At 61.2% G+C, this 14900-nt stretch carries 14 protein-coding genes; 9 read left to right on the top strand and 5 right to left on the bottom strand.

Annotated elements, in window-relative coordinates:
• The first annotated feature begins 133 nt into the window (after positions 1-133).
• Positions 134-1429 (top strand): MFS transporter, encoded by a 1296-nt coding sequence (locus ACZ5TH_RS03655; protein WP_464795048.1) that lies wholly within the window; start codon positions 134-136, stop codon positions 1427-1429.
• 10 nt (positions 1430-1439) lie between these two features.
• On the opposite strand, the gene ACZ5TH_RS03650 is transcribed toward ACZ5TH_RS03655, so the two are convergent.
• The gene (locus tag ACZ5TH_RS03650; protein WP_464794643.1) at positions 1440-1622 is read right to left on the bottom strand and encodes a hypothetical protein; all 183 of its coding nucleotides are present in this window, start codon (positions 1620-1622) and stop codon (positions 1440-1442) included.
• 108 nt (positions 1623-1730) lie between these two features.
• On the opposite strand from ACZ5TH_RS03650, the gene ACZ5TH_RS03645 reads away from it, so the two are divergent.
• The 8 genes from ACZ5TH_RS03645 (at position 1731) to ACZ5TH_RS03610 (ending at position 9825) form a co-directional block, all read left to right on the top strand.
• Complete coding sequence (locus ACZ5TH_RS03645; protein ID WP_464794642.1) at positions 1731-3791, top strand: transglycosylase domain-containing protein; 2061 nt, start codon at positions 1731-1733, stop codon at positions 3789-3791.
• Between the two features lie 138 nt (positions 3792-3929).
• Positions 3930-4352, top strand: coding sequence for an iron-sulfur cluster assembly scaffold protein (locus ACZ5TH_RS03640; RefSeq protein ID WP_449471913.1), 423 nt, complete (start codon positions 3930-3932; stop codon positions 4350-4352).
• Positions 4352-6172 carry a cation:proton antiporter domain-containing protein gene (locus tag ACZ5TH_RS03635; RefSeq protein WP_449471911.1) on the top strand — a complete coding sequence of 607 codons (1821 nt, stop codon included), beginning with the start codon at positions 4352-4354 and terminating at the stop codon, positions 6170-6172. Before ACZ5TH_RS03640 ends, ACZ5TH_RS03635 begins: the two co-directional genes overlap by 1 nt.
• Positions 6169-6495, top strand: coding sequence for a DUF423 domain-containing protein (locus tag ACZ5TH_RS03630; RefSeq protein ID WP_449471909.1), 327 nt, complete (start codon positions 6169-6171; stop codon positions 6493-6495). Before ACZ5TH_RS03635 ends, ACZ5TH_RS03630 begins: the two co-directional genes overlap by 4 nt.
• Positions 6496-6541: 46 nt before the next feature.
• Complete coding sequence (locus ACZ5TH_RS03625) at positions 6542-7006, top strand: Fur family transcriptional regulator (RefSeq protein ID WP_449471907.1); 465 nt, start codon at positions 6542-6544, stop codon at positions 7004-7006.
• A 49-nt stretch (positions 7007-7055) separates the two neighbouring features.
• Complete coding sequence (gene dxs / locus ACZ5TH_RS03620; RefSeq protein WP_464794641.1) at positions 7056-8990, top strand: 1-deoxy-D-xylulose-5-phosphate synthase; 1935 nt, start codon at positions 7056-7058, stop codon at positions 8988-8990.
• 63 nt (positions 8991-9053) lie between these two features.
• Positions 9054-9509: an SRPBCC family protein gene (locus ACZ5TH_RS03615; protein ID WP_464794640.1), complete on the top strand. Its 456-nt coding sequence runs from the start codon at positions 9054-9056 to the stop codon at positions 9507-9509.
• Positions 9496-9825 (top strand): ArsR/SmtB family transcription factor, encoded by a 330-nt coding sequence (locus tag ACZ5TH_RS03610; RefSeq protein ID WP_449471903.1) that lies wholly within the window; start codon positions 9496-9498, stop codon positions 9823-9825. Before ACZ5TH_RS03615 ends, ACZ5TH_RS03610 begins: the two co-directional genes overlap by 14 nt.
• A 12-nt stretch (positions 9826-9837) precedes the next feature.
• Here ACZ5TH_RS03610 and ACZ5TH_RS03605 read toward each other — a convergent pair whose 3' ends face one another.
• From ACZ5TH_RS03605 to ACZ5TH_RS03590, 4 genes are all read right to left on the bottom strand, one after another.
• On the bottom strand, positions 9838-10251 hold the full coding sequence (locus ACZ5TH_RS03605; RefSeq protein WP_196226372.1) for a DUF3035 domain-containing protein: 414 nt from the start codon (positions 10249-10251) through the stop codon (positions 9838-9840).
• Positions 10251-10763 carry a signal peptidase II gene (gene lspA / locus ACZ5TH_RS03600; RefSeq protein WP_449471899.1) on the bottom strand — a complete coding sequence of 171 codons (513 nt, stop codon included), beginning with the start codon at positions 10761-10763 and terminating at the stop codon, positions 10251-10253. Before lspA ends, ACZ5TH_RS03605 begins: the two co-directional genes overlap by 1 nt.
• A 142-nt stretch (positions 10764-10905) precedes the next feature.
• A complete protein-coding gene (gene ileS / locus ACZ5TH_RS03595; RefSeq protein ID WP_464794639.1) occupies positions 10906-13827 on the bottom strand; it encodes an isoleucine--tRNA ligase in 2922 nt (973 codons plus the stop codon).
• A gap of 116 nt (positions 13828-13943) precedes the next feature.
• The gene (locus ACZ5TH_RS03590; protein WP_464794638.1) at positions 13944-14885 is read right to left on the bottom strand and encodes a bifunctional riboflavin kinase/FAD synthetase; all 942 of its coding nucleotides are present in this window, start codon (positions 14883-14885) and stop codon (positions 13944-13946) included.
• Positions 14886-14900: the final 15 nt, after the last annotated feature.

Genomic DNA, 14900 nt, shown 5'->3' with positions numbered 1-14900 from the left:
CACAGTCCGCCGCATAGCACAAGCAGCCGTGATGAGGGGCTCGACCGCTTCTCATCCGGATGCGTTGGACAGCCGACGCGGCAGCCGCTAGACCCCGCTCCGCTCGTCCACAGCGAAGAAGACCTTCTTGCCTATGCAAGCCTCACTCAGGCTCCTTAACAAGCGACGTTTCCTGCCGCTTTTCATCACTCAATTGCTCGGGGCCTTTAACGACAACCTGTTCAAAAATGCGATGGTGCTGTTCGTCGTGTACAGCGTCTATAATGACGAACGGTCGGAAACCTGGTTCAGCGCATTGGCGACGGGCATATTCATCCTGCCATTTTTCCTTCTGTCCGCGCTGTCCGGCCAACTCGCCGATCAGCGGGACAAGGCCGTCATCATACGATATGTAAAAGCAGCCGAGATCGCCATAATGCTAGTTGGCGCCATCGGCCTGGGGCTGATCTGGAGCGGCATAGCGATCCATGGCGTGGCCATTCCGCTGTTGCTTTGCGCACTCTTTGCGATGGGTGTCCATTCCACTTTCTTCGGCCCGATCAAATACGCCATCCTGCCTCAGCACCTGCATGATGACGAAGTGCTTGGCGGCACAGGCCTGGTAGAGGCTGGAACTTATATCGCCATACTTGCCGGAACGATCCTGGCGGGCCTGATTCCCGTGGAAGTCGCAGCCATCGGCATCGTCGTGACAGCTGCGATCGGCTATGTGGCAGGCCGGGAAGTGCCGCCCGCGCCTTCATTGCTCGAGCGGCAGCCGATCGACTTCCACATCATCCGGTCATCGATCGCGCTGGTGCGGGGTACAATGCATATCCGGCGCCTCTATCTGGCCATCATGGCAATCAGCGTGTTCTGGGCCGTCGGCTCAATCCTGTTCATCCAGTTCCCGCCGCTCGTCAAAAATGTGCTGGCGGCGGACAAGTCAGTGGCCAGCTTGTTCCTGGCGATCTTTTCCGTGGGCATCGCGATTGGATCGATTGCGATCAATCGGCTGCTGCAGGGGCATGTGTCGGCGCGTTACGCACCCGCGTCCGTCATTGGCATGGGCCTGTGCATCGTCGCGTTTCACATTGTTTGTGATCTATGGACGCCTGACGGAAGCGGCGCGATGCTCTCGCTCAAGGGCTTTCTTGCCCATCCCCTGGCGCTAGCATTATCGGCATGCCTGCTTGGTGTGGCGACATTCGGCGGCATGTTCGTGGTGCCGCTTTATGCATTCCTCACGACGACGGTCGAAAAGTGCGAAGCTGCCCGCACCGTAGCCGCTAACAACATCGTCAATTCAGGCGCTATGGTTCTGGGATCTTTTTTTGCAATTGGCCTCAGCATCGCAGGCATGTCTGTCATCGACCAACTTTTGCTGGTGGCCGCGCTATGCCCCCCCTGCGCATGGATCGCATGGACGCTTCACAAAGCCTGCGACTGAGGCCCCCGGATCAGAAGATGAAGCTGTAGAATGCCGTAAAAAATGCGCAGAAGCTGAGGACAAACAGCTTCCAGTCACTCTCGTCCGAGGTAGAGGCCGAAGAGGCGTCCACCTTCAGGACGTGACGAGGCAGCCGCTGACGAAAGGGATGGCGGGCAGCTGCGTTCGTAAGGATAAGCGGACGCGTTCGCATGACATCGAGTTAACGTCTGATTCACCATTTCGGCCACCCATTATCGTGGTTAACCCGAGAGTGTCCCGAGACAGGACGCTATTGACTGTATCAATCTGATAATACAGCATGCTGGAGCCAATGAAAGATCCCCTGCCCGCGCCTCAGCCCGATCAGCCACCCCGCGAGTTCGGAGCAGGGCCGCCCAGCGCCTTCGCTCCATCCACGCCATGGCGAAGGCGGTTGCATGTCATAGGATGGATCATCGCTGGACTGCTCGCACTGCTGATGCTCGTGATAGCCTGGCTGGCAGTCACCGCGCCGCTTTCTCGATCGTTGAAGCCGATCGCGCCACCAAGCGTCAGCCTCATGTCGGCCGACGGCCATCTCATCGCCCGGCGCGGCGCGATAATCGATCGCCCCGTTTCGATGGCAGATCTGCCCAAACATGTCCCCCAAGCCTTCATGGCGATCGAAGACAGGCGCTTTTACAGCCATTGGGGCGTCGATCCGAGAGGCATAGTACGAGCCGCCTGGCACAACCTATGGTCGGACGGTTCGTCGCAGGGAGGGAGCACCATCACCCAGCAGCTTGCCAAGGGTGTGTTCCTTTCCAGCGACAGAACGTTCGGGCGAAAAGCGCGGGAGGCGCTTATTGCCTTCTGGCTGGAAGCATGGCTGACCAAGGATCAGATTTTCGAACGCTATCTGTCGAACGTCTATTTCGGTGACAATGTCTATGGATTGCGCGCGGCTTCGCTGCATTATTTCAGCCGCCAGCCCGAACGGCTCACTATTCCGCAGGCCGCGATGCTTGCGGGATTGCTGAAGGCACCCTCTCGCCTCGCGCCGACTACAAATCTGAAAGGAGCACGGGAGCGCGCCGCCCTGGTGACGCAGGCGATGGTGGACGCTGGCTATATCAGCAAGGCCGAACGCAACGGGCTGCGCCCAGCGCGGCTGGACGTGCGCGAAACACCCGATCCGACCACCGGCACCTATTTCGCCGACTGGGTGCTGCCCGAGGCGCGGGACCGTGCGGGCGCCGTTTATGGAGCGCAGACTGTTCCAACGACGCTCGACTGGCGGATCCAGCGCCTTGCCGAAGCCGCCATCCGCCGAGCGCCTCTAGGCCAAGCCGAAGCAGCTCTGGTGGCGATGAAGCCCGACGGCAGTGTGGTGGCCATGGTCGGCGGCAAAAATTATCGCGCGAGCAGCTTCAACCGGGCCGTGCAGGCAAAGCGGCAGCCCGGATCGACCTTCAAGCTCTTCGTATATCTGGCCGCATTCCGATCCGGAATGACGCCGGAGGATTTTATCGAGGACACGCCGATCACCAGCGGGACCTATCGGCCCGCCAACCACGGCGGCAAATATCGCGGCCGCATCACATTGCGTCAGGCATTCGCGGCGTCGAGCAATGTGGCGGCAGTCAGATTGACACAAAAGGTAGGCGTCGACGCTGTCATAAAGGTCGCGCGCGACCTGGGCATCACGGCACCGCTGACAGAAGATCTCAGCCTTGCGCTGGGCACGTCCGAAATTCCGCTCATCCAGCTGGCGCAGGCTTATGCCACCGTGGCTGCGGGTGCCTATCCCGTCATCGCCCACGGCCTGCCTCCGGAAGAACAGGGGTGGTTCGGCCGACTGATGAGCCGTCAGCGTCACTTCAGCCAGGATCAGCTTGAAATGATCCGCGATCTGTTGTCGTCAGCCGCAAACCGGGGAACGGGCAGCGCAGCGGCACTTCGCACCAGCACATTCGGCAAGACGGGAACCACTCAGGATAGCCGTGACGCGATCTTCGTCGGCTATGCCGGTGGGCTGGTGACGGCCGTCTGGATCGGCAATGATGATAATGCCCCGCTCCCCGGCGGCGCGGCAGGCGGCGGCGTTCCTGCGCGCATCTGGCGAAACTTCATGGCCGGAGCAATCAACGAACCTGTCGAAACACCGCCCGAACAACAGGATAGCGACCTCGTCAACGCAATCGCCAATGTGACGGTGGAAGGGGGCCTGGGCAATATGAGCCTGGGTGTCGATGAGGACGGGGTGTCGGTCAACATAGGCCCCAATCAGCTGCGCCTGCCCATCGGCCAGCCTGAAGCGCCACCCTCCCCCGCCGTCCCGGCTACGCCGCCGCCGCGGATCGTGCCGACACAGCCGACCGATGGAGACCAGGAACCTTGACGTGATTGACGGGTGAGCTGGGCTGGCGGCATGCCACGGCGCGACGACATGCCGCCAATGCCGCAGCCAAACTGCGAATAATCTACCGATGATATCTGCGGCCTTTCTCAGGCGGCCTAGCTGTCCTACAGGGGAAGTATGAGCGCCCCCCTCTACAACAAGGACATATTGCGCCTCGCCGCCAGCATCCCGCATCACCGGCGACTGGCACAGCCGCAGGCAACCGTAGAAAAACGATCGCCCACTTGCGGATCGCGAGTGACAGCAGACGTAAGAATGGAAGGCGGGAAGCTGGTCGAGCTAGGTCTGGACGTTAAAGCCTGCGCACTCGGCCAGGCTTCGGCTGCGCTTATGTCGGCTCAGGCAATTGGCCTGACAGCAGCCGAACTCGAGACCGCGCGAGACAAGTTGACTGCGTATCTCGCTGGCGAAGGCGATGATCTGAATTTCTGGCCGGGGTTGACCGTCCTCGCTCCAGCCCGTGGATATCCGGCGCGTCACGCCTCCATCCGGCTTAGTTTCGAGGCGGTGGCAGAAGCCGCACGCGCGGCGGAGGCCTGATGCCTACTCCCCCTGCGGCGGCGGCGCACGCGCCCCTCAACGCAACCGACCTCCTGCTGTCTGAAGGCGTAATCCTGCTGGGGGCGGCGGTGCTGTTCGTCATGCTGTTTCGCCGTTTCGGCCTTGGCGCAGTGCTGGGCTATCTGGTTGCCGGGGCGTTGGTCGGCCCACAAGGTCTTGGCCTTGTAGGCGGGGCGGAATCGAAGCTGGCGATCGCGGAAATCGGCATCGTCCTGCTGCTTTTCCTCGTCGGCCTTGAACTTCATCCGGCACGGCTCTGGCGCCTGAAGCGAGACATCTTCGCCCTCGGCCTTGCCCAAGTGGTGATGTGCGGTTTGGCTTTGACCGCGATCATCTATTTTTCGACCGGCTTCACCTGGGGCGCAGCTATTGCGCTCGGCCTCCCCCTGGCGCTGTCTTCCACGGCACAGGTTCTGCCCAGCCTTAAAAGCAGTGGACGCATCAACTCTCCTTTTGGGGAGAAAGTCTTTTCGATCCTGCTTTTTCAGGATCTGTCGATCGTCCCGCTAATCACCATTGTGGCGGCATTGTCACGCAACCCCGCGGATGTTGGAGGCCCTCCAGGCATCCAGCTTGCGGGCTATACGGTTGCTGCCATCGCAGGACTGGTACTGGCTGGTCGTTTCATCCTGCGCCCTCTGCTTCAGCTAGTGGGGCGGTTGGGCGAGCGTGAATTGTTCGTGGCAGTCGGATTGTTCACGGTTCTTGCCGCCGCTGCCCTCATGCATGCACTTCACCTGTCCACGGCGCTGGGCGCGTTCGTCGCAGGCGTGATGTTGGCCGACTCCCCCTATCGGCATGAAATCGAAGCGGATGTAGAACCATTCCGATCGATCCTGCTGGGTCTGTTCTTCCTCGCGGTCGGGATGGTGCTGGATTTGCATGCCGTCGCGGCGAACCCCTTGTTCGTCATCGGCATGGCGGCGATGCTCGTCATGACAAAGGCATTGCTGATCACCGGCCTTGCTCGGCTGTTCGGCATGGAATGGACGCAGGCGATCGGCGCGGGCCTATTGCTCAGCCAGGGCGGCGAGTTCGGATTTGTTCTTTTCGCCCAGGCGCAAAACGCCCTTTTGATAGCTCCTCAGGGCGCAAGCCTGTTCAGCGCGATTGTGACCTTTTCCATGGCCACGACGCCATTTCTCATGCTCTTTGCCCGAAGGTTGGAGTTCGCGCAGCCGAAAGGTCAGCAGAATCCCGTCGGCCCGGACGAGGCAACGCGCGGAACCGCGATCATCGTGGGCTATGGGCGTTTCGGACAAACTGTCGCCCAGATGCTGATGGGGCACGGGTTCGAGGTCGTACTGATCGACAAGAAGCCCGCCCAGATCGAGGTGTCGAGCCGGTTCGACATGAAAGTCTATTATGGCGATGGCACGCGAATCGATTTGCTCCGCCGTTCCGGAGCCGAGGAAGCCCGCTTGATCGCTTTCTGCCATGACGACCCGTCGCTGGACAGCCGGATACTGGAACCTATCGCCGAGGCATTTCCACAGGCGGCACTGCTCGTTCGCGCCTTCGACCGGCGGCAGTTGCTCGCGTTGAAGGATATGGATCTCGCGGGAGTGGTTCGTGAGGTTTTCGAATCCGCCATTTGCATGGGGATCCAGGCGATGGACACGCTGGGCGTGCCACAGGCGGAAATAGAAGAGGTTGAACGCAAATATCGTGAAAATGACGATCAGCGGCTGACGGTCCAAGGCGAGCAAGGAACGTTGCTGGCCGCCAAGGAACTGATGTTCAGGCCCGGCAGGCGGATGCGCCTGATGGCTCGCGGAGAAGAAGAGGAAAACGCATGATCCCGGTCCTGGCCTCGCTTTCAGCAGCACTCGCCATCGCTGCTGGCGCTTTCGGTGCCCATGGCGCATCCAGCCACGAAGCGGCTGAATGGTTGCGGACTGGCGGCTTATATCAGCTGATCCACGCGGTTGCCGCGCTGACGCTGGCCAATGGCGCGCGCGGCCCGGCGTTGCTGCTTCTGGCGGGTGCCGCGATCTTCGCGTTCACCCTCTATGCCATGGCCATGGGAGGTCCGCGTTGGCTGGGCGCCGTGACGCCTATTGGTGGCACGTTGATGATTGCGGGTTGGTTGTGGGCGGCTTGGGCCTATTGGCGCGGCTGACAGGCCGCCCTTGCCCCCAAACCCGCCCACGCATAGATTGACCCATATGGCCGAACACCATCATCATCACGAACCCACTGGCGCAAGCCTGGCCGACGCAGCCCGCAACGCGCTGGAAGCGCAGAACGAGCAGTGGACGCCCATGCGCGCCGCGATATTCGACGCGCTCGCCGCCGAAGAAAAGCCGACGTCGGCCTATGACATTGCCGACAGCGTCTCCAAGGTTCGCGGAAAGCGAGTGGCGCCGAACAGCGTCTATCGTATCCTCGACCTGTTCGTGGCGAACAACATTGCCATGCGCGTGGAAAGCGCGAACGCCTATATCGCCAACGCACATCCGGGCTGCCATCATGATTGCATCTTCCTCGTCTGCCGCAACTGCAAGGAAGCGACCCATGTCGATAACGATGTGGTGACGAACAACGTTCGCGCCGTGGCGGAACATCAAGGATTCCGGGCAGAACGGCCCGTGATCGAGATACTCGGAACCTGCGCCAAGTGCGTGGCATGAAGCAGGCGTTGCGCTTTGGTCAGGAACGGCTTAGCGCGCTTGGGAGTCTATGCCTTTAATGAATGACAGTCCCACAACGCCGCTGCTCGACCAGGTCACCTGGCCCGCGGATCTGCGCACGCTCAAGCCCGAGCAGCTCCCTCAGCTTGCCGACGAACTCCGGCAGGAGGTGATTTCTGCCGTCGGGGTGACTGGCGGCCACCTGGGGTCAGGGCTGGGAGTGGTCGAACTCACCACCGCCATCCATTATGTTTTCGACACGCCCAATGACAAGCTGGTCTGGGATGTGGGCCACCAATGCTATCCGCATAAGGTCCTGACCGGTCGGCGCGACCGCATCCGTACCCTTCGCCAGGGCGGCGGCCTTTCGGGCTTCACCAAGCGGGCCGAAAGTGAATATGACCCCTTCGGCGCGGCCCATAGTTCGACATCCATCAGCGCGGCACTGGGTTTTGCCGTGGCCAGCAAGCTCGCAGGCAAGCCGGGCAAGGGCATAGCAGTGATCGGCGACGGCGCCATGTCCGCGGGCATGGCGTATGAAGCCATGAACAACGCGCGCGAGGCCGGAAACAGGCTGATCGTGATCCTGAACGACAATGACATGTCGATCGCCCCCCCGGTTGGCGGCCTTTCCGCCTACCTCGCGCGCCTGGTATCGAGCCGCGAATTTCTGGGCCTGCGCGACCTAGCCAAGCGGCTCGCGCGCAAATTGCCCCGCCCTCTCCACAATGCCGCCCGCAAAACCGATGAGTTTGCCCGCGGCATGGCGATGGGTGGGACCTTGTTCGAGGAACTGGGCTTCTACTATGTTGGCCCTGTCGACGGCCATAATCTCGATCAGCTGATACCCGTTCTGGAAAATGTTCGCGATGCCGCCGAAGGGCCGTGCCTCGTTCATGTCGTAACCCAGAAAGGCAAAGGCTACGCTCCAGCGGAAGCGGCAGCAGACAAATATCATGGCGTCCAAAAGTTCGACGTCATCACCGGGGCGCAAGCAAAGGCACCTCCGGGGCCGCCCAGCTATACTGCGGTCTTTGCCAACGCCCTGGTCGCCGAGGCCCGGCGCGATAGCACTATCTGCGCGATTACCGCTGCCATGCCGTCGGGTACGGGTCTCGACAAGTTCGCGGAGACTTTCCCCGAACGCTCCTTCGACGTGGGGATTGCCGAACAACATGCGGTGACCTTCGCCGCCGGGCTTGCGGCGCAAGGCATGCGGCCTTTCTGCGCGATCTATTCGACCTTTCTCCAACGCGCCTATGATCAGGTCGTGCATGATGTCGCGATCCAGAATCTCCCGGTGCGCTTTGCCATCGATCGGGCCGGGCTGGTGGGTGCAGACGGTTCAACCCATGCGGGCAGCTTCGACATCACCTACCTCGCCACGCTTCCCAATATGGTCGTTATGGCCGCTTCCGACGAAGCAGAGCTGGTCCACATGGTCCACACTTGCGCCACTCATGACAGCGGGCCGATCGCCGTCCGTTATCCGCGTGGCAATGGCGTGGGCGTCCCATTACCCGCGACGCCCGAGAAGCTGGAGATCGGCAAGGGACGAATCGTCCGGGACGGCCGACAGGTCGCCATATTGTCACTTGGCACCCGTCTGGAGGAAGCGCTGCGCGCCGCTGAAGCTCTTGAAGCGAAAGGCCTGTCCACCACGGTAGCGGATTTGCGGTTCGCCAAGCCATTGGACGAAGCGATGATCCGTCGCCTGCTCACTACGCACGAAGTTGCCGTGACGGTAGAGGAAGGCGCCATCGGGGGTTTGGGCGCCCATGTATTGACGCTGGCGAGTGATCTGGGGCTGATCGACAATGGGCTGAAGCTGCGTACGCTGCGCCTGCCGGATGTTTTCCAGGATCAGGACAAGCCGGAACTGCAATATGCAGACGCGCGGCTGGATGCGGCGGCGATCATCGACACCGTACTGACGGCTTTACGGCATAACAGCGCCGGGATAGCGACAGAAGCCCGGGCCTAGAAGCAACCAAATGGTTGCATATCTGGAGGCAGAAGCCATATAAGTAACCTGGAGGTTGCTTATATGGTGGATTCAATCAGTAAAAGCATCGAAATCGCCGCGCCGGTCAAACGAGTTTGGGACGCGCTGATCGATCATGAAAAGTTCGGAGCCTGGTTTCAGGTCGCTCTGGATCAGCCTTTTGTCGCGGGCGAGGCATCGACGGGGCATATGACCTATCCCGGTTTTGAAGAACATCGCTGGGAAGCACGGGTCGTGGCTATCGAACCCATGAGGCGGTTTGCTTTTGAATGGCCCGCGACTGGCGGTGACAAACAGTTGATGGACAGCGGCGTACCGGTGCCGGAATGGACATTGGTCGAGTTTCTGCTTGAACCCGCTGGCAGCGGCACATTGCTGACGGTCACGGAAAGCGGGTTTGACAAGGTGCCTGAGCCGCGCAGGAGCAATGTCATGCGCTCCAACGACGGCGGTTGGGCAGAGCAGGTGAAGAATATCCAAAAATATGTTGAAGGTTGAGGAAGCACCGGCGCGGCTGTTTGCCGCATTGGGTGACGTCACACGCTTAGGGCTGATTGGGCGACTTTCCGAGGGGACGGGACGATCGATCGCGCAATTAGGCGATGGCCTGCCGATCAGCCGCCAAGCGGTCGCGAAGCATCTCGACGTCCTGCTGGGCGCGGGACTGGTGCGCCGCACACGATCCGGGCGTGAGGTGCTTTTCACCCTCGAGCCTGAGGCGATCACGGACGCGCGGGATTGGCTTGCTCAGGTCTCAAGCCAGTGGGACGAGACTTTGGGGAGGCTCAAGAACTTCGTCGAGAGCCAGCCCTAGTTTCTTACTGCCTTACTGCTGCGGGATCGCAGCGCGGGCGTCCTGCCCGTCACCTTCCGGCGCTGCGATGATTTCGCGGGTCGCGGCGCCCTTGTCGACAACTTCGGTGCCCGGATCGCCCACGGACGAGCGGATGCCTGCCGCCGCATTGGCGCGGCCTGCTTCGCTCAACGCCGCGCTTTCAGCCGCGCTGCGCTGGGCAGGACCGCCGAACATCGTTTCCATGGCAGCACGGCTCGAATCAACCGACGCAGCGGCGGGCGTACCCGGCGCAGGCGGGACCAGCGCATAATCGGGCGGGATCACCAGCGGCGCCTGACGCGAGACGGCGAACTCATCGGGGCGAGCCCGGTTAAACAGGCCGCCGCCGCCACCGCAGGCGGACAGCATGGAAATCAGGCCAGCGGCGAGGATCAGTTTACGCATCAGTTCAGTGACTCCGTCTTTGCGCTCTTCTCGCGCAGCAGCAACGCCCGTGCAAGCAGGATCAGCACGCCGATCGTGATCGCGGCGTCGGCCAGGTTGAATATGAGAAAGGGCCGCCATTCGCCAAAGTGCAGATCGGCATAATCGACAACATAGCCCAAGCGAACACGATCAACGATATTTCCAATGGCACCCCCGAGGACCAACCCAAGGGCCGCGACATCCTGCCGCGCCTTTTCCCGCCACATCCACACGCCGACAAAGCCAGCGATCAGCATCGTCATGCCCACGAGAAGCCAGCGCATCATGTTCGTGTCGGCATGGAAGAAGCCCATCGAAACACCGCGATTTTCCAGCCAGCGCAGGCGGAAGATCGGCAGAATCTCGATCCCTTCATCCATCCGGCTCTTGAGCGCGAGCGGATAGGTGACTGTGTATTTGATGAGTTGATCCAGCGCGAGCGTGACGATCGCGACGATCAGGCCGAGCGGGCGGTGATTGACAGTTGCCATCAGTGGCGCACCACATGCTTTTTTGGTGATGAAGGTGACACGAACATATCCCTGAAAAGCGCCATCGTAATATTGTTCACCTGCCGCCGGGCGGTAGGCCGTGGGCTATAGCCGAAGCCTGCGCCTGTAGGACAGCAGGTTTTCAACCTGCCAGCACTTCGTCGCAGCGGTTGCAGAGTGTGCCGTCCTCCTCGACTTCCGGCAGCAGACGCCAGCAACGACCGCATTTGAGCCACTCGCTCGGCTTGACCACGATGCCGTCCCCGACACCCGTTTCAATGCGGGCGACGATGGCGATTTCGGCGAAGTTCACACCGTCGCTGGGAACCTCCATTCCCATGGCCACATCGGCTTCAAGGCTGGAGCGGATGACCTTTTCGCGGCGAAGCGGTTCAATGGCTTCGTTGACCTGATCGCGCTGGTTGCGGATTTCGGTCCATTTGTCGTCCAGGTCCTGGTTGAGCCAAGTCGCATCAACCTCTGGCCATTCAAGGAAATGCACGCTTTCTTCGTGGTTTGGATAGCGACTTTGCCAAACTTCCTCAGCCGTGAAAGGGATGATCGGCGCGGCGTAGCGGACGAGCGCGTGGAAGAGCGTGTCGAGCACGGTGCGGTAGGCACGGCGCTTGGGATCGGTCTTCGCGTCGCAGTAGAGGCAGTCCTTGCGGATGTCGAAGAAGAAGGCCGATAGGTCGCTATTGGCGAAGTCGAATAGCGCGCGGGTGTAGCGACTGAACTCCAGCCAGTTTTCGCTTCCCGCAGCCTTTTCGACCACGCCCTTAAGCTCTGCGTCGAGAGCCGCGAGGCGGTGGAGCATGTAGCGCTCCAGTTCCGGCATTTCCGTGACGGGCAACCTCTCTTCTTCCGAAAAATCAGAAAGAGCTCCGAGCAAGTATCGGAAAGTATTGCGAAGTTTGCGGTAGGCATCGGACGATCCGGCCAGCACTTCCTTGCCGATGCGGACATCGTCGAAATAATCGGTGCTAGCGACCCAGACGCGCAGGATGTCGGAGCCGCTTTCGGCGATGACCTTCAGCGGATCGACGACATTGCCGAGGCTCTTCGACATTTTGCGGCCCTGCCCATCCAGCGCGAACCCATGAGTAAGGACGGCGTCATAGGGCGCGCGGCCACGGGTGCCGCTGCTTTCGAGCAGCGAGGACTGGAACCAGCCGCGATGCTGATCGGAGCCTTCGAGATAGAGATCGGCCCGCACGCCTTCGCCATAGCGGCTTTCGACAACGAAGCTGTGGGTCGAGCCGCTGTCGAACCAGACGTCGAGAATGTCGTTCACCACCTCATAGTCGTTGAGGTCGTAGTCGGGGCCGAGCAGCGCCTGATGGTCAGCGCCGAACCAGGCATCCGCGCCCCCCGCCTTGAAGGCGTCAACGATGCGCTGATTTACAGCCTTATCAACGAGATATTCGCCAGTCTTACGATGAACGTAGAGAGCGATGGGCACGCCCCATGCGCGCTGGCGGCTGATGACCCAGTCGGGGCGGCCTTCGACCATTGAGCGAATGCGGTTGATCGAGCGCTCGGGAACCCATCGGGTGTTCTCGATCGCGTCGAGCGCCGTGTCGCGTAGCGTGGCGCCATTGCCCTGGCGGGCGAGGATAGCTTCTTCCTCGGCGCAGCGCGGGATGACGCCATCGCTGATCGCGCGGTCCATGGGGATGAACCATTGCGGGGTGCAGCGGAAGATGATCTTCGCTTTGGAGCGCCAGCTGTGGGGATAGCTGTGCTTGAAGTCATCGGACGCGGCGAGCAGCCCGCCTGCTTTGCGCAGGTCGGAGCAGATCGGGCCGTCCTTGCTGACGAATTTCGGATTGATGACGCTTCCCTGACCGCCGAGCCAGAGCCAGTCTTCGCGATATTTCCCGTCATTCTCGACGGCGAACACCGGGTTGATGCCGTTCGCCTTGCACAGCGCGAAGTCGTCCTCGCCATGATCAGGCGCCATGTGGACGAGGCCGGTGCCTGCGTCGGTGGTGACGAACTCACCCGCGAGGAACGGGCGCGGCTTGGCAAAGAAGCCGCCGAGGGCGTGCATCGGATGGCGGGCGACGGCTCCAGCGAGGTCGGCGCCTCTGCCTGTCCAGATTTCTTCCTCGGCAACTCGCCAACCATCGCTTAGTACCCGGTCGGTGAAGACTGAACGCAGCTCAGCAGCGACGACCACATCGATGGTATTGTCGGGAGTAACTTTGGCAGGCGCGTCGGCAGCGTAAACACCCGCGATGTAATTCCGACTGAGTTGTAGACAAACATACTCAACTTCCGGCCCATACGCCAAAGCCTGATTGACCGGGATCGTCCATGGCGTAGTCGTCCAGATCACCGCATATGCGCCCTCCAGTTCAGGCGCATTGGGAGACTTTTCAATCTCAAACGCGACATCGATCTGGGTCGAAACGATGTCCTCATATTCAACTTCCGCCTCGGCCAGCGCGGTTTTTTCGACCGGGGACCACATGACGGGCTTGGCGCCGCGATAAAGTTGGCCGCTTTCCGCGAACTTCAGCAGTTCAGACACGATGGTAGCTTCGGCATCGAACTTCATGGTGAGATAGGGATCATCCCAATCGCCCATGACCCCGAGGCGCTTGAACTGCTCCTTCTGCACGCCGACCCATTTGTCCGCATAGGCGCGGCACTGGGCGCGGAATTCCTGGGGCGGAACCTCGTCCTTATTCTGCTTCTTCTTGCGATATTCCTCCTCGATCTTCCATTCGATCGGAAGGCCATGGCAGTCCCATCCCGGGACATAGGGCGCATCCTTGCCTAGTAGCGACTGGCTGCGGACGATAATGTCCTTCAGCACCTTGTTCATCGCATGGCCCATATGGATGTCGCCATTGGCGTAGGGCGGGCCGTCGTGAAGGATGAAGCGTTCGCGGCCCTTCCGGCGCTCGCGCAGCTTGCCGTACAGGTCCATTTCCTCCCAGCGCGCGAGGATCGCCGGTTCCTTTTGCGCGAGGCCCGCCTTCATGGGGAAGTCGGTTACGGGGAGGAATACGGTGCTTTTATAGTCTTTGGTTTCTTGGCGAGGCTGGTCGGTCATGTGGGGCTATCTACAGACTTCCGTTCGTTTCGAGCGCAGTCGAGAAACGCGGCGCTGCACTATCTGCTTCTCGACTTCGCTCGAAGCGAACGGGGTTGGAAATGAATGGGCGGGCATTAGGCGAGGTGCGGCGTTCTCGCAAGGATTTGCCGCGCGGCGTCGCAGTCCCTGGCGATCTGGGCGGTGAGGGCTTCGAGCCCTTCATATTTCGCTTCGGGCCGGAGGAATTCGATCAACTGCACCTCGATGCAGTGGTCGTAGAGGCTTTCGGAGAAATCGAAGAAGTGCGGCTCCAGCAATTCCTTCGGCGGATCGAAGCTGGGGCGGATGCCGAGATTGGCCGCGCCATCGAGGACACGGCCATCGGGCAGCAGGCCGCGTACCGCATAGATGCCATAGGCCGGGCGGATGTAATGGCCGAGATCGACATTGGCGGTGGGGAAGCCGATCGTGCGGCCGACCTTGTCGCCATGCTGGACCAGCCCCTGTACAGCGAAGGGGCGTGTCAGCAGGCGCGTTGCCGTGGCGCAGTCTCCGGCTTTCAGCGCGGTACGGATGCGGCTGGAGGAGACCACCTCCCCGCCTTCGTCCGTGATCGGCGCGACAGCTTCGGCGCTCATGCCTCGTGCGGCGCCGAGTTCGGCAAGCGTAGCGACAGTGCCGGTGCGGCCGTGACCAAAGGTGAAATCTTGGCCCGTGACCACGCCCGCGACGCCCATACCGTCTACCAGTAGATCGACGAAATCCTGAGGACTCAAGGCGGCGAGTTGGCGGGTGAAGGCGAATACCAACATCGCGTCGGCACCGGCGGCGGCGAACAGGCGCTGCCGCTGGTCCAGGCTGGTGAGGCGGAACCAGGGGTTTTCCGGGCGAAACAGGCGCATCGGATGCGGGTCGAACGTCGCGACGATGACGGGACGGCCTTCCGCGCGGGCACGCTCCACCGCGCGGCCAACGACAGCCTGATGACCGAGGTGAAATCCGTCAAAATTGCCCAGCGCCATGATGCCCCCGCGCAAATGGGCAGGGATCGGGACGCCGCTTTCCAGCCGCTCCATGGCGCTGGCTATAGG

The organism is Sphingobium sp. TomTYG73 (assembly GCF_055394245.1).
The sequence above is the reverse complement of the archived record's forward strand: the minus strand, read 5'-3'. Positions and strand labels throughout refer to the sequence as shown.